This window comes from Edaphosphingomonas haloaromaticamans (assembly GCF_001853345.1).
Lineage (GTDB): Bacteria > Pseudomonadota > Alphaproteobacteria > Sphingomonadales > Sphingomonadaceae > Sphingomonas_E > Sphingomonas_E fennica.
On the sequence record NZ_MIPT01000001.1, the window covers coordinates 2,139,906 to 2,162,625 of the forward strand.

Here is a 22,720-nt window from a genome sequence, read left to right on the forward strand (position 1 = left end):
CCATGCGCAGCCGGGTTGCGGCCTGATGGGCGACGCCGACCTGAACATCGGGCGAGCCGGCGCCCGGCGTCGGCGCTTCAAGCCCGGCGCGGCTTTCAGCCTGGGCGGCGCGCGCCGCCTCCTGAAGACGGCCCGTCGCGCAATCGAGATGCCCGGCGCGTGTGCCGGCGATATCGACGATCACACAGGGCTGCGGGCCGGAGCCGCTGATACGCTGCGGCGCGGGCGCGCGCACTTCGGCCGGATCGAGTTCGATCGCCAGCGGGGGCGCCTCGGCGCTCGTCTCGGCCGTCTGGGCAAGCGCGCTGCCGGCGAGAAACAGGGTGGCGAAAGACGCCAGCGCAAGCGAGGCTCGCCCGATGAAGAGCGTGTCGGGCGAGCCCGCCGTCACTGCGCGGCGCAGGAACTGGCGTGAACCAGTGCGCGGGNTCGGGAAAAGGGTGAGCGGGCGCTGACCGATGGCCAGCGCCGCTCCCGCCGCACGGGCCGGCCGTTGGCATAGCCGGTCCATGACGGCCTCCTGCACCGCAACCTGGTCCTGTCCGTCTTTGGGGGAACCGGACCGGATCAGGCGAGTAGCGGCGCCGGAGATCTGGAAAAGGTGCGTCAACGCCCGGTCCCGCCCGTTGAGGGGGCCGGACGGAACCGGACGATTGCGATGGCCGGCGCCGTGGGAGCGGAGCGCAGTCGAGACAATCAGGAGCGTTGACGTGGACATGTCGGCCTCAGAACCGCGTCATGAGGTCGATGAAGCCGCGATCGACGCTGAACGGCGCAGACGCGATTTCTTCAGCCGACAGCCAGCGGAAGCCGAGGATGGTGTTCCTGGCGATCGCGTAATTGCCGCCGATCTGCCAGCCGCGATTGTTGGTGCCGCCGATGTGGAAGTCGCTGTCGGCAAACGCGTCGACCACCGCGTCGCTTTCGAGGCGGCGATAGGCGACCCAGGCGTTCCAGTCGCCGCGCTTCGCCTGCCAGTCGCCGGCGAGATTGAGGTTCATCACCGAACCCACGGTCAGGCGGGCCTGCCAGCCGGTATCGCCGCCGTCGTAGCCACCGTTATAGGTGTCACCATTGGGGCCGAGATTGTTCCAGGCGACGGCGGAGATCACATCACGGTCCCAGCCGAGATTCTTGACGAAATCGCCTTCGAGCCGGACGCCGAAGCGTTCATTGGCGCGGTATTCGGCCTGGGCGCGGATGTGGAGCAGCTCGAACTTGGACGCGAGCCCGAAATACTGATTATCCGGTTCCAGTTCGGGATTGGGCGAGCCGGTATAAAGCGGATCGCGCAGCGCCATCATCGTATTGCCATGCTGCTGGAAGGCCGGACGCAGGGCGTCGGTCGAACAGACCAGCTCGGTCCAGTAGCAGGGCTCGGACAGACGCCCGGCGATATTGTCGAAATGATAATAGCCGCCGGCGAGCTTCACATTGAGCTGTTCGGTCGGGTTGAACTCGACCCCGGCCTGCGCCGCGAACAGATAGCGATCCTCGCTCTTGAACGGCCGCCCGGTGCCGATCTCGCCGCCCGTTTCCGGATCGATGATCGTGGGCGCATTGCGGGTCCCGAAGTTAAGATCGGTGTTGAACACGGGGAAGGCGCCGAGCGTGCCGAACAGACGCACGCCATTCGCAACAGCGCCCTGGCCGGAGATCGCGACGCCGTCGAAGTTCATGTCGTTGTCGAAGACGAGATCCGACGTCCACAGCGGATTGGCGAAGCGGCCGAACTCGAGCGCGACATTCTCGGTCGGCGCGAGGCGGATCGAGGCACGGTCGAGCCAGAGATGATATTTGCCGCTGCCGTCGGCGCCCATCGTCTGGTTGGTCGAGACTGGCGAGCTGCTCGCACCCGTCGCGAGGCGGATATCGGCGGTGATCCAGTCGGTGATCTGGGCCTTGACGCCGAGACGCGCGCGCAGGCGGAAGCGCTGGCGATCCTCCAGCGTGTTCAGGAACGGCGCATCGATATAGCCGGTCGAGCTGGCGTTGACGTTCTGCGGCTGTCCGCCGTTGATCGCGCCATAGTCCCAGAAGATGTCGCCATTGGCGTCGTCATAGCGGCGCGCTTCGCCGCGCACCCGCACATCGCCATAAAGCTGGATGCGGCGCGTCCATTCCGGCGTCTCACCGGGACGTGCCCAGCCTTCGGCCTGCGCCTGGGTGCCAAGCTCGGCGCGGACATGCTGGGCGATCTGCTCGCGCACCACCGGCGAGACATAGGTCACGGTCTGGGTGCCGTCAGCGGCGACACCGGGCTGCGGGAGCGGCGCCGGCGCCTGGGCCCGCGCCTGGACGGTTGCGGCCCGAGCATTGCTGATCATCCGATCGGCCTGTTCGCGGGTGATGATATTCTCGGCCACCATCTGCTCGATGAGCTGACGCGGATCGATGCCCGCATCGTCCTGCGCGAACGCCGGCGAGCCGAGAAGCGCAGCGCCAGCGGACGCCGCCAAAAGCAGAGATTTAAGGCGGCCTGTCTGGCCGGGAACCTTCGTCATTATGTCTATCCCCTTCGAGAGAGTGGTCACTGGGTGCTGCGCGGACATGCGATCAGCCTCCCGAGCGGCTGTTGATTTCGAGGCGCATGACCGGGAGCCCTGCCGGCGGCGGCGGGCAGGTCGTTCCCGAAAGCACCTCACGGATGCGCGCGGCGCGGCGGTCATCAACCCCGCTGACGCGGGCGTCGGCGATCCGCCCATTGGCGGCCATGGTGACGGCAAGCTCGGCCCTATAGCGGCCGCGTGTCAGTTCACGGTCAGCCTGGGCGGCCCGCTGGATGCAGCTCTGCGCCTGCGCGGCATAGGCCCCGAACGGATTGCCGCCGCCGGGGCGGCCACCGATGCGGGTGCCTGATCCGTCTCCGCGCGCCAGCCCGTAATTGCTCGGGCCCGCGCCTTCGCGCGCCGTCAGCGCATTGTCGCCGGGCGCTGGATCATTGCTGGCGTCGGGCGGCGGCGGCGTATCGAGCGGCTGCTCGATCGGCGGCGCGATGGTCGGCTCCGGCGGCTGCTCGACCTGCTGCGGTTCGGGCGGCGGCGGAGGGGGCGGTGGCGGCGGCAGGATCACCTGCGTCGTCCGCATTTCATTGGGACGATCGGAGACGGTCTGCTTGCCCAGGAAATTATAGCCGATCACAAGCGCCAGACCGACGCCGACCACCACCAGCACGCGTCCGAAGGTGATGGGCGATGTCTTGCGGCGGCCCCGGGGCCCATTGGGGCTTCCGGGGGCGATCAATGCGCCTGCGGCCATGATCGCCTCCCTAGGTCGTCAGCCGGACGATCGAGATCGCCGCAAGCGTCAAGAGGATCGCCAGCGCCAGCAGAAACCAGGGCCGCCGATTGCGACGACGAAAGTGGCTTCGGGAGCGTTTGACACGCATGGTCCATCATTCCCTCCGCCTCAGTTCGCGCTCGGCGGGCGCGTGGACGCCATGCCAAGGCTGGGGACGCCGACCTTCGAGCAAAGGTCGAGGACCTGCATGACCTTGTCGTACTGGACGGCGCGGTCACCGCGCAGGATCACCGCCAAGTCCGGCGTCGTGGCGATCGAGGAGCGCAACTGGCTCTCCAGTTCGGCCATCGAGACGGGGATGGCGTCGATCGACACGGTCCCGTCGTTCGATACCGCGATGACCCGGCTCTTCTGCGCCTCGAGCGTCTTGGCCGAGGAGGCGGATGGGAGGTCCACCTTGATCCCCTGGACTGCCGCCGTCGTCATCAGGATGAAGATGATCAGCAGCACCAGCACCACGTCGACGAACGGGGTGATGTTGATTTCATTATACGGCTTCTTGCCGCCACCGACCTGCATACCCATGGCCTGATCTCCTTAAGTTGGGGTCAGGCCGCTTTGGCGGGGACGGGTGCGGGAGCCGGCGTGTCCTGCCAGGTCTCGGCGATGCGCTTCTCCAGCTCGTCCACGAAGATGTCGTGGTCGGCGGTGAGTTCTTCGATCCGGCTGAGCAGATAGTTGTAGCCGAACAGCGCCGGGATCGCGACGGCAAGGCCCGCCACGGTGGCGAGCAGCGCGGCGGCGATACCCGGCGCGATGGCGTTGATGTTGACCTCACCGGCAGCGGCAACGCTCGCGAAGGTGATCATGACGCCCAGCACCGTGCCGAGCAGGCCGATGAAGGGGCCGCCCGAGATGGCGATGGTCAGCAGCACCAGCTTCGAGTTGAGCTTTTGGCTTTCGCGGACGCGTCCGGCGTCGAGGGCCGAGCGGATCGCCGCGATCGACTGGGCGCGGATCGCAAAGCGAGAGCCGGTGGCCTTGCCTTCACGCAGGCGCTCGGTGAGCTCGCGGCGCCCGATATTGTAGAGACGACCGAGCGTGGACTCCGCGGCGGCATTGCCCGGATCGAACGCCGGGAGGCCATCATGATCGCCTGCGCGCCGCGAAAGCTGGCTATAGGCGTCGATAAAGGCCTCGTTCGCGCTGCGGACGCGGCTGATCAGCAAGCCCTTGGTGATCATGATCGCAATGGCGATCGCGAGCATGAAGGCGCAGATGATGATGACGATCCAGGCGTCGAGCGTCAGCGCCGAGAAGAGAATGCCGAAATGGTTGTGGCCGCCGCCGGTCTCGACCTGCTGGGGCGTATCGGTCGTCACCAGACGCGAGGCCTGGCCTTCACNGGCGGCGGCGAGCTGGAACAGGCTCTGCGGCAGAGCCGCGCCGGCCACGCGGAATTCGTCGATCTCGCCGGTGAAGCCCTGACCGATGACGGCGGCGCCGGTCGCAGCCGCGAGCGCGCCCGCCACTTCGCCCGCAGGCTGGCCATTGATGTAGAGGGTCGATTTGGCGCCGTCGTTCACCAGCGCGACATTGGCCCAGCTATCGGCCGCCAGAGCGCCGCCATTGCTGCGCGTCCCATTGGCGTCGATGAACAGCTGGCCGCCTTCCGCGACGAGGCTCACCGCACCCGGCAGGCTGAAGATCGCGCCATCGCCCGAGGGTTTTACCCAGAAGCTGATGGAAAGCGGGCCGGAAGCGAAGGCGGACGCGGGCAGCGTCACCGGGTTCGCGCCATCGAGAATGAGGCTCGATCCGATCAGGCCGCCCGCGTTCCGCGCTTCTCCGCCAGTGGCGTGGGCGCCATTGGCGGTGGCGTCCCGAGGAGCTCCCTCGTTGTCGAAGTGATAGACAAGGCGATAGTCGGCGCTGAAGGTGCCGGCTGCATCCTGCGCAGCCGCCGCGCTTTCATTGCCATAATAGGCATAGATCGCGGACGCCTGACCCGGCTGAAGTCCCTGGACATCAACCCAGACCAGCGCCTGCTCGTCCTGCGGCGACCAGCGCTCGATGTGGAACTTGAGCGGCGTGCGATCGTCGCCAGCGACAAAGCGCAGGTCGGAACCGTCCGCCTTCACATCCTTGAAGCTGAAATTGCCCGAGTGCAGGCGAACCAGCACCGGCGCGCGCGTGACTTCGCCGGTGATGCCGGCGGCGTCGACGTTGAGATTGATCCTGGTGCGATAGCTGTAATCGGCCTCCCACCAGGCATGAGCCGGAGCGGCGAATGCGACAGTCGCGGCCAGCGCGACGCCACCGGCAACCGCACCCTTTTTGAGACGTGCAATAACGGACATGATTAGAATTCCCCCTGGATGCGGAAGCGAACGAAGATGTCGCCGGACTCGGATTCCGAACCCGACCTGAGCGGAACACCGGCGTTGATCGCGCCGGTCAGATGGTTGAAGAGCTTGAGCCGTGCGCCGAGGCCGGCGCTGGAAAGCCAGGTGTTGCGGGTCGCAAGCTGGCTTTCGAGCGGCTGGTGGATGCCGACATAGCCACTGTCGATAAAGGCGTGGAACCGCAGCTCATTGATGAGCTCGCTGCCGAGCATCCGGCCTAAATCCGGCGAGCGCAGTTCGGTCTGATAGGCAAAGCCATAATCACCGATCGCCTCGGACTCATAATAGCCGCGCACGCTCGACATGCCGCCGAGCGAGAAGCCTTCGTTCGAGATCAGCGGATCGGGCGACCATTGGCCGGAGAACCGCGCGTTGAGCTGAAGATCGGGTCCGAACGTCCGCGTGGTCTCCGCGTCGAGCTTCAAGGCGATGAAGCTCTGGCGGGCCATGTAACGCTTGGCGTCGAAGCGCTCCCAGGGATCGCCGAGACCGCGGATGCCGAAGGTGCCCGAAACGGTGATATTGCTGTTCGAGCGATCGCCCGCCCAGTCGCCGCGCCAGCTCGCCATGACCGGGAAATATTCGATCGGGGCGGACGCACGGTCGGAACCGAGGATCACATCCTCCTTAAAGTCCTTCCAGTCGAAACCGAGCGTCAGCGAATGATAAAAGCCCTCGCTGGACCCGAGCGACTGGATCAGCCGGGCGCCGATCATGTTGCCCTTGCCGACGACATTGGTCCCGCCGACCACCGCGATGTCGCTGTCGGAATGGACCCCATAGAGCAGGAGCTGCGTGCCTTGCCCCAACCGCATCAGATAATTGCCGGACAAGACGGTGCCGTCGTCGGTGCGCTCGGGGGCGGTCTGAGCGGACAGACTTAGGGAATCCCCGCGTCCCCACATATTGTCGTAGCGGATTGTCGCGGACGCCCGCAGATCGGTCGTGGCCGATGAACTGAAATTGTTGAGCTCCGCAGAGGCATGGAACGGCGAGCTTTCCTCGACCTTGAGGACGACATCGAGCGTTCCGGGCGCTTCGCCGGCACGTAGTTCCGGCGTGACGCGGCGATTGGGATTGCTGTTGAGCGCGACGACATCGCGCTGGAAGGCGGTCAGGTTGGGCGTCTGGCCCGGCGCGACCGAGGGCGCCATCGCGCGCAGAGCATCGGCGCGTCCCGTGTCGCCTTCGACGAGCAGCTGGCCGATGGCCTGTTGCTGAACAGCCAGTTGCAGAACCCCGCCGTCGACGGATTGTTCAGGCACATAGACAGAGACCGCCACATAGCCGGCATCCTCATAGGCTTTCTGCAAAGCCGCCCGTGCGGCCTCCACATCGGCCTCACTTCGTCCCGGCCCCATGAAGGGCAGGATCGCCCGCTCGACATCGTCAGGCGCAAGGACGGTGTTGCCCTTCACCTGAAACGCCATGATGTCGAACTGAGCGCCTGCATCGGCGGGCGCGCCCGTGGCGTCGCCGGCCACACCGTCCTGGGCGAATGCCGGGGCTGCGATCAGGCCTATGGCGACGGCAAGCGCGACATGGCTCACAGCGCGACGCCGGTGATCTTTTTCAAACCTCAAAACCTGTACCCCCTGCCGGAAGCGCCGCCACGGCTTGGAGCCGAACGGCGATCGGTCGCTGTCGTCCCATGGCTGGCGCACGCAAAGATTCGTGCTGCATTGCAGCGCCAGTTGTCGATGCGCTCTTAAGAAGGGATGCGGGAGAGTCTCAAGACATAACGCATGAACAAATGCGTTTCGTCTCGCCTAGGTCGTTTAGTATGTAAGTTGTGTTACAGGGATCGCTGGTATACGTATTATCGTAATGCCACAGGCGAATCACTTGATAGTAATTTATGTCGAATAATATTGTATTTTTACTTCATTGCAGCAGAAATTGCGCCCTGACTATTCGTCGGGACGCTGAAGAGAATATTGTCTCCCAGGGGCGGGAGGAAGGTTCAGTCGCGCATGGCGCGAAAGGCCCGCGCGCGGGTCTTGCTCGGCGTTTCTCCAAAGTGACGTTGATAGGTCCGGCTCATCACGCCTGGCGCGCCGAAGCCGGCGGCGAGCGCGATGTCGCTGATAGATCGGCTTTCGGTCACGCTTTCGAGGCGGGCTCTCACCCACTCGATGCGGATTTGCTGAACGAGCTGGGTAACGGTGTTTCCAAGGCAGGTTCGGAAGTTCCGGCGCAAGGTGCCAGGCGTCACGCCCACCATCGGCGCCAAATCGTTGATCGTCCAACTGTGCTGCGGGTTGGCGCGGATATGCTCGACGGCCCGCTGCACCGAGCGCGCGACGGGAAAGAGCGTGTCAGCAGCCGCATCCTCGCGCAACCGCTTCACCAGTCCATCAAGCGTGCGCTGCTCGAGCACGCGATCGTCCTGGCCGGGCTCCGCCGCAACCGAAGCGCGCGGCAGTTGGGCGCCCAGATCGTCGAGAGACCAGCCGAACAGATGATCGATCGCCGCGAGACGGCGCGGACTGCCAAGCACGCGCGAGGCGGCCGACTGGATGGCGGCGCGCGGAATATGCAGGAAGAGCGCGCTCGAACCGGCGGCGCAGACAACGGCCGTCCGTGTAATGGCGCCAAGGAGCAGCGCCGAACCAGCGCTGAGCGTCTGCGCTTTCCCCTCCGTCACCACCACGGCCGTCCCGGTGATCGGCATGACGATGTGGACGGTCGCGTCGGTGGAGGAGAGCGCAACAACGCGCTGGCGCGGAAAAGCCCGATAATCGAAGTCGAGCGGACCGAGCTTGAAGCGTTGCCGCAAGACCGCCGGGCGTGCCGCTTCACGGACGGCAACCGCGTGACGATGGGGCGCGACTGCACGCACGGATGGCAAGGCGATCGCCCTGTTATCCGCGTCATGCGTCTCCAATCTGATGGCCATATTCGGGTTCATGGTCATGGTCCTCGACTGGAAGACCAATCTCGCGACATCGAACGAAAGACTTTTTTCGCTTCGAGGCATTTTTCTTCAGCCCGGCATCGCGAAAGAATTCTGCCGCCCGGCCAGCTGTCACGAAGACGCGATAATTTCTGCCTACGGGCTGAGCATTTGAATGACAGTGGGATGACAGACGCACGATGAGTCGGGAGGTCTCGACACGACTGATAGGCTGGCTCGCCTCGCTCTCCATGCACGCTGCCATGGGGGCTGCTCTCTTATGGGCCTGGGATAAGGGCACGCCTGTTCGCGACGTCGCCGGCGGCGATCGCGGTTCGGTACTGATCGTCGAACTCATCCCCCTTGATCCCGCGGACGGACGCGCTCGCGACGACAGGCCCCAGCGCGGCGAGATGGCGGAGGCTCTGTCGCAACCACGCCCCCCGGAGGCGTCCGGCCTGACCGGAGATCCTGACCCGTTGCCGCGCGCTGCCGGGCCTGAGTCAGATGGGATGCGCGCCAGTGCCGAGGCGCAGGGCGACGCACAGGATCTGGCCAATCTCCCGACCGCCGATGTCCTCGCTTATCGCCGGCGACTAGAGGCTCATCTGGCGCGTTACCGCCTCTATCCCGCCGGTGCGCGCGATGCAGGCCGCGAGGGCGTGGTCATGCTGCACTTCACCATGTCGCGTGAGGGGCGAGTGATCGAGGCCTGGGTTGGAGAAAGCTCCGGCGCCACCGACATCGACCGGGAAGCGGTGGCCGCGGTCATGCGCGCGCAGCCCCTCCCGGCTTTCCCGGAAGGCTGGCCCGGCCAGCTCAGCGTCGTCCTCCCGGTGACCTTCAGGCTCGGATGACAAGGGTTGCGCGCATCCCTTTCATTGCAGTCAGGCGAAGCGGACGAGGGCTTCTGCTCGTTGCCGCCATCGTCTTCACGATCTGCATGGCCGGGGCGGCGGCAGCCCAGACAGCGCCGGCGATGCAAGAGCGGCGCTACGATATTCCCGCCCAACCCGTGGCGCAGGCGATTGCCGAGTTTGCGACCGTGAGCGGCGTCAACATCATCTATCGCCAAAGCCTCGCCGGTGCGCGGCAGTCCACACCGCTCAGCGGCGTCTATGCCGCGCCTGCCGCGCTCCGGCATCTGCTGCAAGGCACCGGCCTCTCGGCGCGCTTCACCGGCCCCAACTCCGCGGTGATTTTCGTCGCGGGCCAGCCGCCACCGACCGACCGGGCCGGAAATGCGGTGACGGCCAGCCCGTCCGCGCTCCATCTCGACATGGCGGAAGTTCGCGCGCCGCGCCTGGTCGGTCGCCGCGATCCGAGCGCCTACAACCATTATGCCCAGCGCGTTCAGACGGAAATCTTCGAGCGCCTGAAGCGCGACGGCGCCTATGAGGGGCGTAGTTTTCGCATCGAGATCGCCGTCTCCGTCGATCCGACCGGCCGCATCGATGAGGTGCGCCTGATGCGCGGCAGTTCCGAACCTGATTGGGACGCCCGCGTCCGCCAGATCCTGTTCGGCACGCTTATCAGCAGCCCGCCGCCCGAGGGGCTAAGCCGGTCGATGCGCTTCGAAGTGGAAACCGACCGTTTTGCGGGACGTGAAGCGCGGCCTGGTGGGAGGCGGCGTCAATGAGCGCGACGCGGGCCAGTCTCAAAACAACGCTGGCGCTCCGCTACACCCAAATTCGCGATCGCCTGGCCGCGCGTCTTGGCTCGCAGGACCTGGCCGGCGAAGCGCTGCACGAGACCTGGATCAAGTTCAGCGATCTCAAAGATGACGCGCCCGTCAACGACCCCGACGCCTATATCTATCGCGCGGCGATCAACATGGCCGCGACCCTGTCGGCGAAACAGCGCCGCGTATTGGGCAGCCAGGATATCGAAGACATATTGTCGATCCCCGATGACGCGCCCGGCCCGGAACGGATCGCCCTGGCGCGCAGCGAACTCGCCCATGTCTGGAAAGTGCTGGGTGAACTGACGCCCCGCCAGCGCCACGTCTTCATTGAGAGTTTCACCGGCACGATGAGCCATGAGCAACTCGCCGAGCACTATGGCGTGACGGTGCGGCTGATCCAGATGGACCTGCGCGGCGCCATTTTGCACTGCGCGCGTCGTACCCGGCGAAAAAACCCTTTCGCTGAGCGGGCCGCTCGCGTGTCTACCCGATAGGAGGAGAAAGAATTGAGGATGCAGACCGCGCAATGGCCGCGCCCGTTGGATTCGGATTGCCGATGACGGATCGGGAGATCCGTGAAGATGACGCCGACGACCTGCTCGTCGAAGCGGCCGATTGGCTCGTCTGCCTGACCTCCGGCGCAGCGACGGACGACGATGCCGCCCGGCTTGCGGCATGGCGCGCCACCAGCCCGGCGCACGAGGCCGCCTTTCGTGAGATTGCCGGCGTGCGCAATTACGCCGTCGCGGCGAAGCACAACAAGAAGCCCGCCATGGTGAGCCGCCGCGCTGTTCTGGCCGGCGGCGGCACGGCAGCGCTCGCCGCACTGACGCTGGGCGTCGCCCGACCGCCGCTCGGCCTCTGGCCTTCCTTTGCCGAGCTCACCGCGGACCACCGGACCGCAATCGGGCAGCGATACGCCTTTGCGCCCGTAAACGGCGTCAAGGTGGAGATGAATTCCCGCACCGCCATATCCCTGCTCGACACGACCCGCGACGGTGCAAACGGCATCAGTCTCGTGGTCGGCGAGGCCTTCATCACCGCCGGGGAACGCAGTGCGCCGTTCCGGGTGAAGGCAGGCGCAGTGGAGGCCTCGACACGGCGCGCCAGCTTCAACGTCCAGCGCCTCGATGGCGGCGTTCGCATCGCCTGTGTCGATAGAGAGGTGACATGCCTTGGCGGCGATCGGCCGATCATGTTGCGCGCCAATGAACAGGTGTTCGTCGCAGCCGACGGCGGAACACGGCGCAGCGAGATCGATGGCGCCAAGGCGACGGCCTGGCGGCGGGGCCTGCTGATCTTCGAAGGCGCGTCGCTGGCCGAGGTGGTCGACCAGATCAATCTCTACCGTTCGGGCAAGATTGTGCTCGCCAATACGGCGCTGGGCGGCCTTGAGGTCAATGCGATCTTCCACACCAACCGGATCGAGGAAGCCGTCCCGCAGATCGAGCAATTGCTGAACCTGCGCGCCCGCCATCTCGCCGGCGGCGTGGTGGTCATGAGCTAACCCACTTCCGGCCATTCCCGCGCCTCGAACGCGCGCAATGATCTGAAAACGATCCATTCGGTGTATAAATGATATGTTTTAGTATCTTTGATTGATTACACTTCGTCGATGTGATACCTATTCGGACCAATTATGAGTCGATCGATCCGTAAAGGTATCAAATGGAAGATGGCACGTTGAAAGAGATCGGCGACCACCTTCGGCGCGCCCGGCAGGCCGCGCGCCTGACCCAGGAACAAGTCGCCGATCTCGCCGGCATATCACGCCCACGCTATCGCGACATTGAGACAGGGGCTGCAGCGGCGCGCGCCACGACATTGATCAACATCGCCCGGGCCGTCGGCCTCGAAATGATGCTGGTGCCCCAGGCAATGGCGCCGGCTGTGGCGGCGCTCTTACATCCGGAAACAGAGGATGATCGCCCAGCCTTCAGCCCGCAACCGGAAGAGCGGTGATGACAGCCTTGCCAACCGCTGAGACGATAACCTGCATGGATGTGTTGCTGAGGGATGTGAAGGTCGGCACGATCGTCAGAACACCCGGTGATTTCAGCGCCTTCAGCCTTGATCCGGCCTATCGCGCGACCGGCGGTGTTCCGATCCTGAGCCTGTCCCTTCGCTCCGCTTCGGGGGGCTTGCGTAAAGACGCGCGTCCCGTCTCTGGCGCCTTGCCGCCTTTTTTCGCCAACCTCCTGCCCGAAGACCATTTGCGCGCAGCGATGGAGAGGCACCATGCCGGCAATGTGCGGCCGGGCAATGATTTTGATCTCCTGGCGGCGCTCGGCGTTGATCTGCCCGGCGCTGTGCGCGTATTGCCCTCCGACGGACAAGCCAGCGTCGCGACGAGAACCACAGATGGACCGCGCAAGGTGCGCTTTTCGCTGGCGGGCGTGCAAATGAAGCTGTCGGTGATGAAGAACACCGGCAAGGGCGGAGGTCTGACGCTGCCGCTTGGTGACGGCGAAGGGCAATATATCGCCAAATTCCCGTCCACCGCCTTTCCGGGCGTGTCGGAAAATGAGTTCGCGAACCTCGCGCTCGCCGAAGCGATCGGGATGAACGTGCCCGAGCGGGAGCTTCTCAGCCGCGACCAGTTTGAGGGGATACCCGAAGAGTTTGATACGCTTGCCGAAGGGCAAGTTCTCCTCGTTCGCCGTTTCGATCGAACGGCGAATGGACGGCGCGTCCATATCGAAGATTTCGCGCAGATCTTCGGCCTTTATCCCGCACGTAAATATGACGGGGCCGCCTTCCACGACATCGCTTCGGTGCTGAACGTCGCAATCTCATCCTTCGCCGCGCTGGAATTCGTCCGCAGACTGACCCTCTCGGCTGTGATGGGCAACGGAGATATGCATCTCAAGAACTGGTCGTTGATCTATCCGGGCGCGGGCGACACCCCAGCACTGGCGCCGATCTACGACACGCTTTCAACGGTTCCCTATATTCCCTCAGATGGCCTGGCGCTGTCGCTTGGCGGTGAGCGATCGTTCAAGGCACTGGGACCGGCTCGGTGGAAGGCCTTCGCCAACCGGGCAAGACTTCCAGAGCCCGCCGTACTCAAAGCCGTGGCCGAGACAGTCCATCGGATCGACAAGCACTGGTGGACCTTGCCAGAACGGGACGTCGTTCCTCCATCCGTGCTGGAGCGGATCGATGCTCATGTAAGGACCATGGTGCAGATCCTGACGGATTGAACGCCCTGATGAGCTGACAAGGTTAATTATTTCGTTTCAATGACAGAATCCGTTTCGTTTGCAGCCGCCTGCGCTGGTCTTTCAGTCAGGAGGAAGTGATGTGAGCAACGGATCTCGGGGGCGGACCGGCAGACTGTCCCGGACATCCCTCCCTTCCTCCATCGGGGAGGTCGGTCGTGCCGTTAGAAACGAAACAATTGCGCTACGCAGTGCTCGCTGCGGAAACCAGAAGCTTTTCACGGGCTGCGGCGCTGCTGCGGATCAAACAGGCGACGCTCAGCCGAAATGTGCTGCTCCTGGAACACCGCCTCGGCGTGAAACTGTTCGAGCGCCGGACCCGCGGCGCGTTCGTGACGCCAGAGGGTTTGCCGATCATCGCCACCGCCCGTCGGATACTCACGGAGGTCGAGACTCTGCAAACGCGAGCGCGCGCCATGCGGAACGGTGATGCGGGTGAACTGACCATCGGCTTTTGCAGTTCACTGACCGCCGGCGATCTGCGCTTCGCGATCGTCGAGTTCCAGCGCCGGTTTCCCGATGTGCGATTGAATGGCGTCGAGCGGGATCGCGGCTTTCTGCATCACGCGCTCCACGCCGGAGTGATCGATCTAGCCGTCGTTACCGGCGACCTTGGCGATCCTGGCGTCAGACGCCGCCCACTCTGGTCCGAACGCGTCCTTGTCGCCCTGCCTGACGAACATCCGCTGGTCGAGACGGAGAGAATCTACTGGCACGATCTGCGCCGCCAGACTTTCGTCCTCGGCACACAAGATCCCGGCCCTGACCTGGTTCGCCTCCTTCAGGCCCGTCTCGCTGAGCCAGGCTACGAGCCCGACGTAGAAACTCAGGATGTCAGCCGTGAGAATGTTCTGGCGATGGTGTCCGCAGGCTGGTTTCTGACACTGGTTTCGGAATCGGCGCTGGGCGTCAATCATCCGGGCATCATCTTCCGCGAGGTTCATGAGCCGACCGGCCAGGCCCGGATCGACTATGGCTGTTACTGGCGTAGCGACGACACAAGTCCCGCGCTGCGTCGGTTCCTCGGGCTCATCCGCGAGCGTTACCCGGATGCCTGATCCGGCGCTCCCGTTCCCACAGATATTGCAAAGGAATAACCGGATGCCCGCAAAGTCATTGGTGATCGCGATCGTCGCGCTCGTGATCGGGTTTGGTTCGGGGTTCGTCCTGCGCCCGGTGCTATTGCCGGGGGCCGATGCGGTAGGATCATCAGAACCGAGGGGAACGCAATATTTCGAGGCCAACCTGGACGAGGCCCGCCAAGTCATCGCGCAATGCCGCGACGGCATGGTGCGCGGGGCAGAATGCGCGAATGCCGACATCGCTGTGGCTGAGGCGGACGGCAAGGCCAATTTCGACGCCTTCATGGGGCGATAAAGGGAAGCGTTGATCCGCCGCATCCACCCAGACGCGTCGTTTATACAGGGAGCGTCTTGTTGAGAGCCGTCAAATTAGCTATATTCTTAGCTAAGGGAGATACCCATGGCTCAGTTCTCTGTTCACGACGCGAAGACCAACCTGTCCAAACTCATCGCCGCCGCTCTCGATGGCCGTGATGTCGTGATCGCGCGCGGGAGTCAGCCTGTTGTGCGCCTTGTCCCCGTTGCTCCTGTTGGGAAACGTCGATTTGGAGCGCTAAAGGGCAAGATCGCAATGGATCACCGTTTCAATGAACCTTTGCCTGACGACGAATTGAAGGGTTGGGATCTCGGGTGAAACTTCTTCTCGACACCCATGCTCTGATCTGGTGGCTCGCGGGGGATCAAGCACTTAGCGAGATCGCCCGCGATGCAATCGCCGACGATGTGAACAGCGTCGCCGTGAGCGCGGCTTCGGCGATGGAAGTCGCAACGAAGTTTCGGATCGGGAAGTTGCCCGACGCGGCGCTTCTGGCGCAGGAGTTCGAGACGATCGTCGCATCCCAAGGGTTTACCGAACTGCCGATTACCGTTCACCACGCCAGACTGGCGGGTGAGATGAAGATCACCCACAAGGATCCCTTTGATCGTTTTCTGATCGCTCAGGCTCAATCGGAGGATATGCTCCTCGTGTCGAATGAGGCACTGTTCGATAGCTTCGCAGTGAAGCGGCTCTGGTAGGATTTCGTCCTCGAAGGTGAAGGTCAATCTCCAGCAGGATGCAGTCACAGACCCGCAACAAAAGAATCCGACCGTGCGGGCGGATCGTGAGGTTAACGACTGACTGTTGAGATCCGCAGCCGATGCAGGGCGCTATGGAGCAGAACTGATGTTGGATCGGAATCGACTTAAAATGCGTGTTCTCGCGGCCTTCCTTGCTCTTCCACTGTTTGCGACGCCGGCCGCCGCGCAGGACTGGAACAATCTCGCGGCATCCGAGGCGATGAATCAGGTCCATGCCACGATGCGGCAGCACATGATTGTCAATCCGGCAGAGGAAGGCGAAAACGGAGCGCGCGGCACGCCCCCGGCGCCAGCACGGATGGATGCGACCTATCGGGTCGATCCCAATGTCCGCCGCACCGTGCAACAAAAGCTCGTCGCAGCCGTGACGCGGCAGAACGAAGCCGCCGGTGAAGAATTGTCCGCCACCTTCGCGCGGCACGACCTTATCGCCATGGGGGATCGCGCCTTGTCGTCCTTCGGTCTGCGGTCGGGCGACGTCATCGACGCAGTGACCATCTATCGCCTGGCGATGTGGGGCGCTGCAAAAGGGCTCACCACGCCGCCACCGCGTTCCGCGATTACAGGTGCGCGGATGCAAACAGCTTCGACGTTCGACCTTGCCGCCGCGCGCCTCGACACGCCGGCCCGGCGTCAGGAGTTTGCCGAAACCCTGCTGTATCAGGCGATCCTGATGGACCTGGCCTCCGAGCAGGCGCAGAAATCGCGGGATCAGGTGACCATCGACGCGCTGGGGCGCTCCGCCCGTCAGGCGCTCGTCGCTTCCGGCCTGAATCCCGATCGGATGCAGCTGACAAGCCGGGGCTTCATTCTTGAACGATAGCTCGACGCCTGCAACCTTCGTCATCGAGGGAAGCAATATCCACGACATCCCGTCCTTCTATGACGAGATCAACCGCGTCTTCATGGGCAATGGGGATTGGAAGCTGGGGCCGAGCCTCGATGCGCTCGATGACATGCTCTATGGGGGTTACGGCGCCTTGCAGGGGAGCGGCCCTGTCGTCCTGATCTGGCGGGGCATGGAGAAAAACCGCACCGATCTTGGGCTGGAAGCGACGCGGGCTTATTACCGCGCAAAACTGGACGCTCCCGATCGGTACAACGTCGCCCGCATCAATGACGATCTCGCCGCCTTGGAACGGGGCGCAGGTGCAACCTATTTCGACATCATTTGCGAGATCCTGGCCGGTCATCCCCGCATCGAGGTTCAGGCCAAAAATTAGACGCGATCAGATCGGGCCAGCGGTCACGATGGCATAGTCACTTTGGCGATCGGCTTCGGATCGGGCCTTGTGCGGCGACCTGTCCTTATACCGGTCGATAGCGCACCCGCCGCCAGTCAGGGCGCAAGCCTGGCGGCCCCTGCCGGGGAGGCGCGCGGCACGCAATATTTCGAAGCCCATCTCGACGAAGCGCGCGAGATCGTCGTGCAATGCGCCGCAGGCACGGTGCGGGGTCAGGAATGCGCCAATGCCGAGATCGCAATCGCCGAAGCCGACGGCAAGGCGCGATTCGACGCTTTCATGGGCAACCGAAACAGCGATCGGGATAGTTCAGATTGGTGCATCAGCGATGGAACGTCGGGTTGTGATGTCCACAATATCCACTAATATGAGGACAAGGAAAGGAGGCCGCGATGCCCAAACCCATGACCCTGAATGTTCGCGTTTCCGGCTCGCTCAGCGATTTCGTCGCGGCAAATATCGGAGAGAATGGCGCCTACGAGAATGTGAGCGAGTATGTTCGTGACCTCATCCGACAAGATAAGTCGCGTCGCGAAGACGAGTCATTCCAGCGGCTCAAAGCCGAACTGACCCGGGCCTTTGCTGCGCCCGACAGCAGCTACGAAACCCTTGATGCCGAAGACGTTATTCGTCGAAATGCGCGTCGCGCTCAAAAATGAGCAAGTTCAGGGTCCAATCGGCCGCCGGGCATCGGTTGGATGAGATTTATCTCCACACGCTCGACGCTTGGGGAGAGGCGCAGGCGGACAGCTACATCCGCGGCCTCTTTGACCGGTTCACGGCGATCGCTGAACGCCGCTTCCCGTGGCGACCGATCCCCGCGGAATTTGGCGTCGACGGTTTCGTATGCCGTTATGAGCGCCACGTGATCTACTGGAAATTGCTCGAGGATGGCACGGTGGGCATCGTGACCGTACTGCATGAGCGGATGCACCAGATCGAGCGATTTCAAGACGACTTCGGCGCCTGACGACGCGCCTTCGCAAATCCCCGGTCCGTCGCCATGAACCGCTCCAGCATTGGGGCGATAAGCCGCGCGGGCGGAACAGGCTGGGCGCCGTCACCGGCAAGCACGCGGCCATAGGCTTCAAGGTCGGAGTGGACCGAGGCCGGCAGCTCGATAGTGAGGCGGACCGGTTTGCTTTCCGCGAGATCGCCGAGTTTGAGTTTGGTCATCGTGTCTGTCTCCAGGGCGCCAATATCAAATCGCGACTCACCAGCACGCGTACCGGATGGCCGGGCCGCACGGTCAGCGTGGGCTGGATATTGAGTTGGCGGCGAACGATGTCCTGACCCGCCTGATTGATCGTATTCTGCCCGCCGTCACGAATGGCGCGGGCGATATCGTCATCGGAATCCGTGCCAAGCTCAGCCCCGATGCTGAGCAGGGTCGAAAGACCCGCTGCGCGCAGGATGCCGCCCCAATGTTCATCGACCCGGTCCTCGAGCCCGGCATAACCGGCGGGGTCGCCCGCGGGCTGGCGATCGAGGATGATCGAGCGGCCATCGGGCAGGATCAGCCGGTTCCAGACCAGCAGCACGCGGCGTTGTCCGAAGGCGACGTCTGCGTCATAGTCGCCGATCAGGCGCGAACCTTGGGGGATGAGCAAGGTGCGGCCTGTCGGACTGTCATAGACGCTTTGCGTCACCTGCGCCGTGACCTGGCCCGGTAGATCGGAACTGATGCCGGTAATGAGCGCGGCCGCGATGACGCTGCCCGCCTGCACGACATGGGGCGAGACGGGTGCTGTCAATTGACCGCTGTTGACGGTGCGGTTCTCGGGCGAGCGCTCCACAAACTCGCGCTTCGCCCGTTGCATGTTCGGACCGTCCGCGGGCTCTGGCGCGGCAGGCGAGGCGGCGCCGAGCGCCGCCAGATCCAGGCTGGGCGATGGGGTGGGCGTGACAGGACCTGACGCTGCGGTTCCCCCCTGACCGCCGAGGAACAGCCGGCTCGCAAGAGCTGCCTCGCGTTCCTGCGCCGCACGCTGCGCCGCCAGCTCCTCCGGCGTCATTGCCTGTGCGCCCACGGGAGGCGCCGCCGTGGGATCGACGGCGCCGCCTTCCTGCTGGGCGGCGAGGATCGGACCGCCGAGGTCGCCTGGGAGCGGTTCGCCGAGTGGGGGTACGCCAGCCGGCAACTGGCTATAGTCGCGCGGGGCGGTGGCCACCTGCTCGGTTACGGCGCGGCTATCGGTATTATAGAGTTCTTCCGGCGCGGCCTTGTCCCGGCTTTGCAGCGCGAAGGTGAGCGCACCGCCCACCGCCAGCGCGCCGACCGCACCGAGCGTCGCCATGGCCTTGCGTGAGAGGCGCATGACGCGCGGCGGATCGCCCCGCAGCCTGAACCCGGCCGGATCAGCCAGCGGCGGCCCGTCGAGGTGGTGCTCGTCCTCCACCTGGAGTTCCGGCTTTTCGTCTCCTGACCCCTCGGCCAACACCGCGGCGCCAGCCCCATCTTCCCTTTCCGGCCCTTCACCCTCGGAACGGGGATCGCGATCACCGGTCATCGCCGGCTCCTGCGCTGGCGGGTCCCGTCATCGCGCACGACGCGGACGACTTGCTGACGCTCGCCGCCCAGACGCAGTTCAGCGGCGGCGAACAGGCGATCGACGACGATATGGCGTTCGGCGACACGGTAATTGACCAGCTCGCCGCCGCCTTCGGGGCCGATCACGAAGAGGGGCGGCATTTCGCCTTGCGCGATGCCGGCGGGAAACTCGATGAATACCTGCGCGCCGTCATCGAATGCGCGCAGCGGCCGCCAGGGCGCTTCGTCACCCTCGATGCGGTAGCGGAAGTTGAGCCGGGCGACGTCGACACCAGTGGCGATGGGCGTTGCTCCGGCTGCTGCCGCGTTCTGGCCGCGCAGCGCGATCAGCTGGTCCTGCGGATAGGTCCATGAGACCGAGGCCATCCATGTCGCGCGCGTAGCACGCAGTTCGATATGGTAGGTTCGACGGTCGGTGTTGATCACGAGATTCGTGGAAAGATCGGGCCGCGTCGGCTTCGCGAGGATGTGGACCCGCGCCGAAGGCCCGGTGCCGCTCACCGTATCGCCGATGATCCAGCGCACCGTGTCGCCAGCGGCGACCGGCCCAGGTCCGACAAGCTGTTCGCCTTCCTGAAGGGCGATATCCGTCACTTGTCCGGGCGCGGCATAGACCTGATAGAGCGCCCCTTCCGACCAGGGGTAGACCTGGATCGCATTGATGAAGCCATCGCGCACAGGCTGCATCCGCGCGGCCGCATTGGCCTCGTTTACGCGCGCCGACGGGTCGACCGGCTCGGGCGGCGTCGTCCTGTCTTCAAGCGGCTTCAACTGGCCCGGAAGCGGCAGAGGCTCCGGCACCGTGACGATCTCGACAGGCGCAGGCGCTGGCAAGGCCTGGACAGCGGCGATAGCGGGCGCGTCGTCATAGCGGATGGCGGGTGGTCTGGCGGCACTGGTGGCGCAGGCCGAAAGCGTCGATACGGAAATCAGCAAAGCCGGAAGCACGGTGATACGCGATGACCTCTGACGCGGAGGGAATGCGGACATGGTCATTGGCCAAGCTCCTTCGACCAGTTGATGGCGTTGACGTAGATGCCGAGCGGATTCTTCCTGAGGCGCTCGGGATCGCGCGGCGGCTGCACGGTGATGGTGAGAATGGCGGACCACCGTTCGGTGGCGGCAAGACTGCCGTCGGAATAGCGGCGCTCGATCCAGGCGACCCGGAAACTGTCGGGTGATGCGCGGATGACGCTGGAGATCTCGGTGGCGATCTGAACCCGGCCGATATTGGCGAACGGATCGTTCGACCGCGCATAATCATNGAGCGCCATGGCGCCGCGATCGGTCGTGAAGTCATAGGCGCGCAGCCAGTTCTCGCGCACGATCACCGGGTCAGCGGGAATGCTGCGGACCTGTTCGATGAACCGCGCCAGATGAAACGCGAGCTGCGGATCGCTCGGCCGATAGTCGGCATTGGCGGGTGCGACCGTCTGGGCTTGCCCGAGCTTGTCGACCTCGACGATCCAGGGCGTGATCGTGCCCCGTGCGCCCTGCCAGACGAGACCGCCGGCAAGACCGGCGGACAGTGCGAGACAGCCGAAGGCGGCAAGCCGCCAGTTGCGGGCCTGGACACGGGCAGAACCGATACGCTCATCCCAGACCTGCGCCGCGCGCTGGTAAGGCGTTTCCGGCTCAGCGGCTTTGCCGTATCGAATGGAGGGTCGCTTGAACATGAGCAGTCAATCCTTTTGCTTGATGTCGGGCGACATGCCGCCGCCGCCGCGATCGCCCGAGCGGACCGCATGCGAGACCGAGGTGACGCCGCGTTGCATCGCCTGCTGACGCTTCATCGCCTTCGCCCAGGCAGGCGGCGCCCCTCCGCCTGACGTTGCGGGGGCAGATGTGGATGCGACCGAGGCACCGCCCGAACCGCCAGACCCGCCCGATATCGTTCCGCCCGAGGCCGAGAAGCCGGCGCGTGCGCCGGAGCGGAAATTGGATTTCATGGATTGACCGGCCTTGGCGGCGGCGTTCCTGATGGGGTCGATGGCTGCCCTGGCGGCGCCGCTGGCGGCGCTCTGTCCAACCGCGGAGAGACCGTCCGCAACGGCGCCGGCCCCGCTCTTGCCGAGTGATCCAAGGCTGTAGCTGCTGGCGGCGGCGCCCGCGGCGAACGATCCGCCGCGCGCAGCCGCCGCTCCCGCCTTCATGCCGCCGCCGATGGCGGACGCGGCGCCGCCCGCGGCCATGCGTGCGCCCATCGCCCCGCCAACCGCCATTCCGCTTACGGCGAGTGCGGTGCCGACGGCGGCGCCGGCGCCAAGCTGGGGCGCGCCCGACACGAGCCCGGTCGCGATGCCGGGACCGAAGATGGAAAGACCGAGCAGGGCCAGAGCGGCCAGCGCCACCGACATCGCCTGTTCGGCGGTCGGCATCTCCCCGAAAGCGCTTTCGAACTGCGCGAAGAGGCCCGTGCCGATGCCTACAATGACAGCGAGCACCAGCACCTTGATGCCGGAGGCGACGACATTGCCGAGCACTTTTTCCGCGAGGAAGGCTGTCTTGTTGAACAGTGCGAAGGGGAGCAGAACGAAACCGGCCAGCGTCGTCAGCTTGAACTCGATCAGCGTCACGAAGAGCTGCACACTGATGATGAAGAAGGCGATGAGGATGATGACCCAGGCGATCAACAGGATCGCGATCTGGACAAAGTTGGTGAACAGGCCGACCGGACCCGTCAGTTCTCCGGCGGCATCGAGCAGCGGTTCGCCAGCATTGAATCCGGCGGCCGCGACGCTGCCCGGCTTCATGAAGTCGGCAAGGCTGATCGCCGACCCGCTCGCCTTCAGGCCCAGCCCGGCGAAGCTCTCGAAGACGATGCCGGCGAGCGCGGAGAAGTTGCCGATGACGAAGGCGAAGAAGCCGACATAAAGCACCTTCTTCACCAGCCGGTGCATTACGTCCTCATCGGCGCCCCAGGCCCAGAACAGACCGGCGAGCGTGATGTCGATGACGATCAGCGTGGTCGAGAGGAACGCGACCTCGCCGCCGAGCAGCCCGAAGCCGCTGTCGATGTAATTGTTGAAGGTATCGAGGAAGGTGTTGATGACGCCGGTATCATTCATGGCGGTCACCCTCGCGTCCGAGGAAGCGGCGGCGGTGCTCCTCCCAGGCCGCGTCACAGCCGGAATCCGGCATGGTGAGCGTGCGGCAACGGGCAAGCTCGTCGCGCAAGGGATCGTACGGCGCGAGATCTGTGGGCGATGGCAGAGGCGCGGCAGGTTTGCGCTCGTCCACCGCTATGGCGATAGCGGTCGCCATCAACAGGCCTCCGGCAAGCGCGACTCCGGCGATCCTGGCGCTGCGGCTCATGT

General features: G+C 64.6%; 27 protein-coding genes. 15 read left to right on the forward strand and 12 right to left on the reverse strand.

Annotated features, from left to right (window positions below; genetic code table 11):
• Positions 1–725: 725 nt before the first annotated feature.
• The 6 genes from BHE75_RS09905 to BHE75_RS09930 form a co-directional block, all read right to left on the reverse strand.
• Entirely contained in the window at positions 726–2,504 is a 1,779-nt protein-coding gene (locus BHE75_RS09905) for a putative porin (protein ID WP_015460400.1), read from the reverse strand.
• Positions 2,505–2,556: 52 nt separating this feature from the next.
• A complete protein-coding gene (locus BHE75_RS09910; RefSeq protein ID WP_015460401.1) occupies positions 2,557–3,258 on the reverse strand; it encodes a cell envelope integrity protein TolA in 702 nt (233 codons plus the stop codon).
• Between the two features lie 150 nt (positions 3,259–3,408).
• On the reverse strand, positions 3,409–3,825 hold the full coding sequence (locus tag BHE75_RS09915) for an ExbD/TolR family protein (protein ID WP_015460402.1): 417 nt from the start codon (positions 3,823–3,825) through the stop codon (positions 3,409–3,411).
• Between the two features lie 23 nt (positions 3,826–3,848).
• Positions 3,849–5,600, reverse strand: coding sequence for a DUF2341 domain-containing protein (locus BHE75_RS09920; protein ID WP_070933760.1), 1,752 nt, complete (start codon positions 5,598–5,600; stop codon positions 3,849–3,851).
• Positions 5,601–5,602: 2 nt separating this feature from the next.
• Positions 5,603–7,195, reverse strand: coding sequence for a ShlB/FhaC/HecB family hemolysin secretion/activation protein (locus BHE75_RS09925; protein WP_015460404.1), 1,593 nt, complete (start codon positions 7,193–7,195; stop codon positions 5,603–5,605).
• Between the two features lie 413 nt (positions 7,196–7,608).
• The gene (locus BHE75_RS09930; protein ID WP_187294014.1) at positions 7,609–8,556 is read right to left on the reverse strand and encodes a helix-turn-helix domain-containing protein; all 948 of its coding nucleotides are present in this window, start codon (positions 8,554–8,556) and stop codon (positions 7,609–7,611) included.
• A gap of 185 nt (positions 8,557–8,741) precedes the next feature.
• Here BHE75_RS09930 and BHE75_RS09940 point away from each other — a divergent pair, with 185 nt between their 5' ends.
• The 15 genes from BHE75_RS09940 to BHE75_RS10005 all read left to right on the forward strand — a co-directional run bounded on the left by BHE75_RS09940 (position 8,742) and on the right by BHE75_RS10005 (position 17,822).
• The gene (locus tag BHE75_RS09940; protein WP_070933761.1) at positions 8,742–9,398 is read left to right on the forward strand and encodes an energy transducer TonB family protein; all 657 of its coding nucleotides are present in this window, start codon (positions 8,742–8,744) and stop codon (positions 9,396–9,398) included.
• On the forward strand, positions 9,395–10,180 hold the full coding sequence (locus BHE75_RS09945) for a secretin and TonB N-terminal domain-containing protein (RefSeq protein ID WP_084653083.1): 786 nt from the start codon (positions 9,395–9,397) through the stop codon (positions 10,178–10,180). Before BHE75_RS09940 ends, BHE75_RS09945 begins: the two co-directional genes overlap by 4 nt.
• Entirely contained in the window at positions 10,177–10,719 is a 543-nt protein-coding gene (locus BHE75_RS09950; protein WP_015460408.1) for an RNA polymerase sigma factor, read from the forward strand. Before BHE75_RS09945 ends, BHE75_RS09950 begins: the two co-directional genes overlap by 4 nt.
• A 62-nt stretch (positions 10,720–10,781) precedes the next feature.
• Complete coding sequence (locus BHE75_RS09955; protein WP_187294015.1) at positions 10,782–11,732, forward strand: FecR family protein; 951 nt, start codon at positions 10,782–10,784, stop codon at positions 11,730–11,732.
• Positions 11,733–11,893: 161 nt separating this feature from the next.
• Positions 11,894–12,187 (forward strand): helix-turn-helix domain-containing protein, encoded by a 294-nt coding sequence (locus tag BHE75_RS09960; protein ID WP_015460410.1) that lies wholly within the window; start codon positions 11,894–11,896, stop codon positions 12,185–12,187.
• A gap of 35 nt (positions 12,188–12,222) precedes the next feature.
• Positions 12,223–13,428: a type II toxin-antitoxin system HipA family toxin gene (locus BHE75_RS09965; protein ID WP_015460411.1), complete on the forward strand. Its 1,206-nt coding sequence runs from the start codon at positions 12,223–12,225 to the stop codon at positions 13,426–13,428.
• Between the two features lie 176 nt (positions 13,429–13,604).
• A complete protein-coding gene (locus BHE75_RS23225; protein ID WP_084653085.1) occupies positions 13,605–14,504 on the forward strand; it encodes a LysR family transcriptional regulator in 900 nt (299 codons plus the stop codon).
• A gap of 61 nt (positions 14,505–14,565) precedes the next feature.
• Positions 14,566–14,823 (forward strand): hypothetical protein, encoded by a 258-nt coding sequence (locus BHE75_RS09980; RefSeq protein ID WP_343053909.1) that lies wholly within the window; start codon positions 14,566–14,568, stop codon positions 14,821–14,823.
• 105 nt (positions 14,824–14,928) lie between these two features.
• Entirely contained in the window at positions 14,929–15,162 is a 234-nt protein-coding gene (locus BHE75_RS23230; protein ID WP_015460416.1) for a type II toxin-antitoxin system Phd/YefM family antitoxin, read from the forward strand.
• Entirely contained in the window at positions 15,159–15,545 is a 387-nt protein-coding gene (locus tag BHE75_RS09985; protein WP_015460417.1) for a type II toxin-antitoxin system VapC family toxin, read from the forward strand. The genes BHE75_RS23230 and BHE75_RS09985 overlap by 4 nt, the downstream gene beginning before the upstream one ends.
• Before the next feature lie 148 nt (positions 15,546–15,693).
• Positions 15,694–16,431: a DUF6683 family protein gene (locus BHE75_RS09990; protein WP_139181695.1), complete on the forward strand. Its 738-nt coding sequence runs from the start codon at positions 15,694–15,696 to the stop codon at positions 16,429–16,431.
• The gene (locus tag BHE75_RS09995; protein WP_015460419.1) at positions 16,421–16,831 is read left to right on the forward strand and encodes a barstar family protein; all 411 of its coding nucleotides are present in this window, start codon (positions 16,421–16,423) and stop codon (positions 16,829–16,831) included. The genes BHE75_RS09990 and BHE75_RS09995 overlap by 11 nt, the downstream gene beginning before the upstream one ends.
• Before the next feature lie 42 nt (positions 16,832–16,873).
• A complete protein-coding gene (locus BHE75_RS10000) occupies positions 16,874–17,218 on the forward strand; it encodes a hypothetical protein (RefSeq protein WP_015460420.1) in 345 nt (114 codons plus the stop codon).
• 26 nt (positions 17,219–17,244) lie between these two features.
• Positions 17,245–17,511 carry a ribbon-helix-helix domain-containing protein gene (locus BHE75_RS23235; RefSeq protein ID WP_015460421.1) on the forward strand — a complete coding sequence of 89 codons (267 nt, stop codon included), beginning with the start codon at positions 17,245–17,247 and terminating at the stop codon, positions 17,509–17,511.
• The gene (locus tag BHE75_RS10005; RefSeq protein ID WP_015460422.1) at positions 17,508–17,822 is read left to right on the forward strand and encodes a type II toxin-antitoxin system RelE/ParE family toxin; all 315 of its coding nucleotides are present in this window, start codon (positions 17,508–17,510) and stop codon (positions 17,820–17,822) included. The genes BHE75_RS23235 and BHE75_RS10005 overlap by 4 nt, the downstream gene beginning before the upstream one ends.
• Here the strand turns inward: BHE75_RS10005 and BHE75_RS10010 are convergent.
• From BHE75_RS10010 to trbK-alt, 6 genes are all read right to left on the reverse strand, one after another.
• Entirely contained in the window at positions 17,801–18,028 is a 228-nt protein-coding gene (locus tag BHE75_RS10010) for a DUF2274 domain-containing protein (protein WP_015460423.1), read from the reverse strand. The genes BHE75_RS10005 and BHE75_RS10010 overlap by 22 nt on opposite strands.
• Entirely contained in the window at positions 18,025–19,362 is a 1,338-nt protein-coding gene (locus BHE75_RS10015; protein ID WP_084653088.1) for a TrbI/VirB10 family protein, read from the reverse strand. The genes BHE75_RS10010 and BHE75_RS10015 overlap by 4 nt, the downstream gene beginning before the upstream one ends.
• Positions 19,359–20,399 (reverse strand): P-type conjugative transfer protein TrbG, encoded by a 1,041-nt coding sequence (gene trbG, locus BHE75_RS10020; protein ID WP_438830585.1) that lies wholly within the window; start codon positions 20,397–20,399, stop codon positions 19,359–19,361. Before trbG ends, BHE75_RS10015 begins: the two co-directional genes overlap by 4 nt.
• Positions 20,396–21,079 carry a conjugal transfer protein TrbF gene (gene trbF / locus BHE75_RS10025; RefSeq protein ID WP_070933764.1) on the reverse strand — a complete coding sequence of 228 codons (684 nt, stop codon included), beginning with the start codon at positions 21,077–21,079 and terminating at the stop codon, positions 20,396–20,398. Before trbF ends, trbG begins: the two co-directional genes overlap by 4 nt.
• A gap of 6 nt (positions 21,080–21,085) precedes the next feature.
• A complete protein-coding gene (trbL, locus tag BHE75_RS10030) occupies positions 21,086–22,471 on the reverse strand; it encodes a P-type conjugative transfer protein TrbL (RefSeq protein ID WP_070933765.1) in 1,386 nt (461 codons plus the stop codon).
• On the reverse strand, positions 22,464–22,718 hold the full coding sequence (gene trbK-alt / locus BHE75_RS10035; protein WP_015460428.1) for a putative entry exclusion protein TrbK-alt: 255 nt from the start codon (positions 22,716–22,718) through the stop codon (positions 22,464–22,466). The genes trbL and trbK-alt overlap by 8 nt, the downstream gene beginning before the upstream one ends.
• Positions 22,719–22,720: the final 2 nt, after the last annotated feature.

Excerpts from the sequence above, each read along its gene's own strand:
- BHE75_RS09905 (WP_015460400.1), bottom strand. The coding sequence starts at position 2,504 with ATGACGAAGGTTCCCGGCCAGACAGGCCGCCTTAAATCTCTGCTTTTG.
- trbL (WP_070933765.1), bottom strand. The coding sequence starts at position 22,471 with ATGAATGATACCGGCGTCATCAACACCTTCCTCGATACCTTCAACAAT.
- trbG (WP_438830585.1), bottom strand. The coding sequence starts at position 20,399 with ATGACCATGTCCGCATTCCCTCCGCGTCAGAGGTCATCGCGTATCACC.
- BHE75_RS09950 (WP_015460408.1), top strand. The coding sequence starts at position 10,177 with ATGAGCGCGACGCGGGCCAGTCTCAAAACAACGCTGGCGCTCCGCTAC.
- BHE75_RS23230 (WP_015460416.1), top strand. The coding sequence starts at position 14,929 with ATGGCTCAGTTCTCTGTTCACGACGCGAAGACCAACCTGTCCAAACTC.
- BHE75_RS10005 (WP_015460422.1), top strand. The coding sequence starts at position 17,508 with ATGAGCAAGTTCAGGGTCCAATCGGCCGCCGGGCATCGGTTGGATGAG.
- BHE75_RS09940 (WP_070933761.1), top strand. The coding sequence starts at position 8,742 with ATGAGTCGGGAGGTCTCGACACGACTGATAGGCTGGCTCGCCTCGCTC.
- trbK-alt (WP_015460428.1), bottom strand. The coding sequence starts at position 22,718 with ATGAGCCGCAGCGCCAGGATCGCCGGAGTCGCGCTTGCCGGAGGCCTG.
- BHE75_RS23235 (WP_015460421.1), top strand. The coding sequence starts at position 17,245 with ATGCCCAAACCCATGACCCTGAATGTTCGCGTTTCCGGCTCGCTCAGC.
- BHE75_RS09955 (WP_187294015.1), top strand. The coding sequence starts at position 10,782 with ATGACGGATCGGGAGATCCGTGAAGATGACGCCGACGACCTGCTCGTC.
- BHE75_RS09945 (WP_084653083.1), top strand. The coding sequence starts at position 9,395 with ATGACAAGGGTTGCGCGCATCCCTTTCATTGCAGTCAGGCGAAGCGGA.
- BHE75_RS09965 (WP_015460411.1), top strand. The coding sequence starts at position 12,223 with ATGGATGTGTTGCTGAGGGATGTGAAGGTCGGCACGATCGTCAGAACA.
- BHE75_RS10015 (WP_084653088.1), bottom strand. The coding sequence starts at position 19,362 with ATGACCGGTGATCGCGATCCCCGTTCCGAGGGTGAAGGGCCGGAAAGG.
- BHE75_RS09960 (WP_015460410.1), top strand. The coding sequence starts at position 11,894 with ATGGAAGATGGCACGTTGAAAGAGATCGGCGACCACCTTCGGCGCGCC.
- BHE75_RS09930 (WP_187294014.1), bottom strand. The coding sequence starts at position 8,556 with ATGAACCCGAATATGGCCATCAGATTGGAGACGCATGACGCGGATAAC.
- BHE75_RS10010 (WP_015460423.1), bottom strand. The coding sequence starts at position 18,028 with ATGACCAAACTCAAACTCGGCGATCTCGCGGAAAGCAAACCGGTCCGC.
- BHE75_RS09990 (WP_139181695.1), top strand. The coding sequence starts at position 15,694 with ATGTTGGATCGGAATCGACTTAAAATGCGTGTTCTCGCGGCCTTCCTT.
- BHE75_RS09915 (WP_015460402.1), bottom strand. The coding sequence starts at position 3,825 with ATGGGTATGCAGGTCGGTGGCGGCAAGAAGCCGTATAATGAAATCAAC.
- BHE75_RS09910 (WP_015460401.1), bottom strand. The coding sequence starts at position 3,258 with ATGGCCGCAGGCGCATTGATCGCCCCCGGAAGCCCCAATGGGCCCCGG.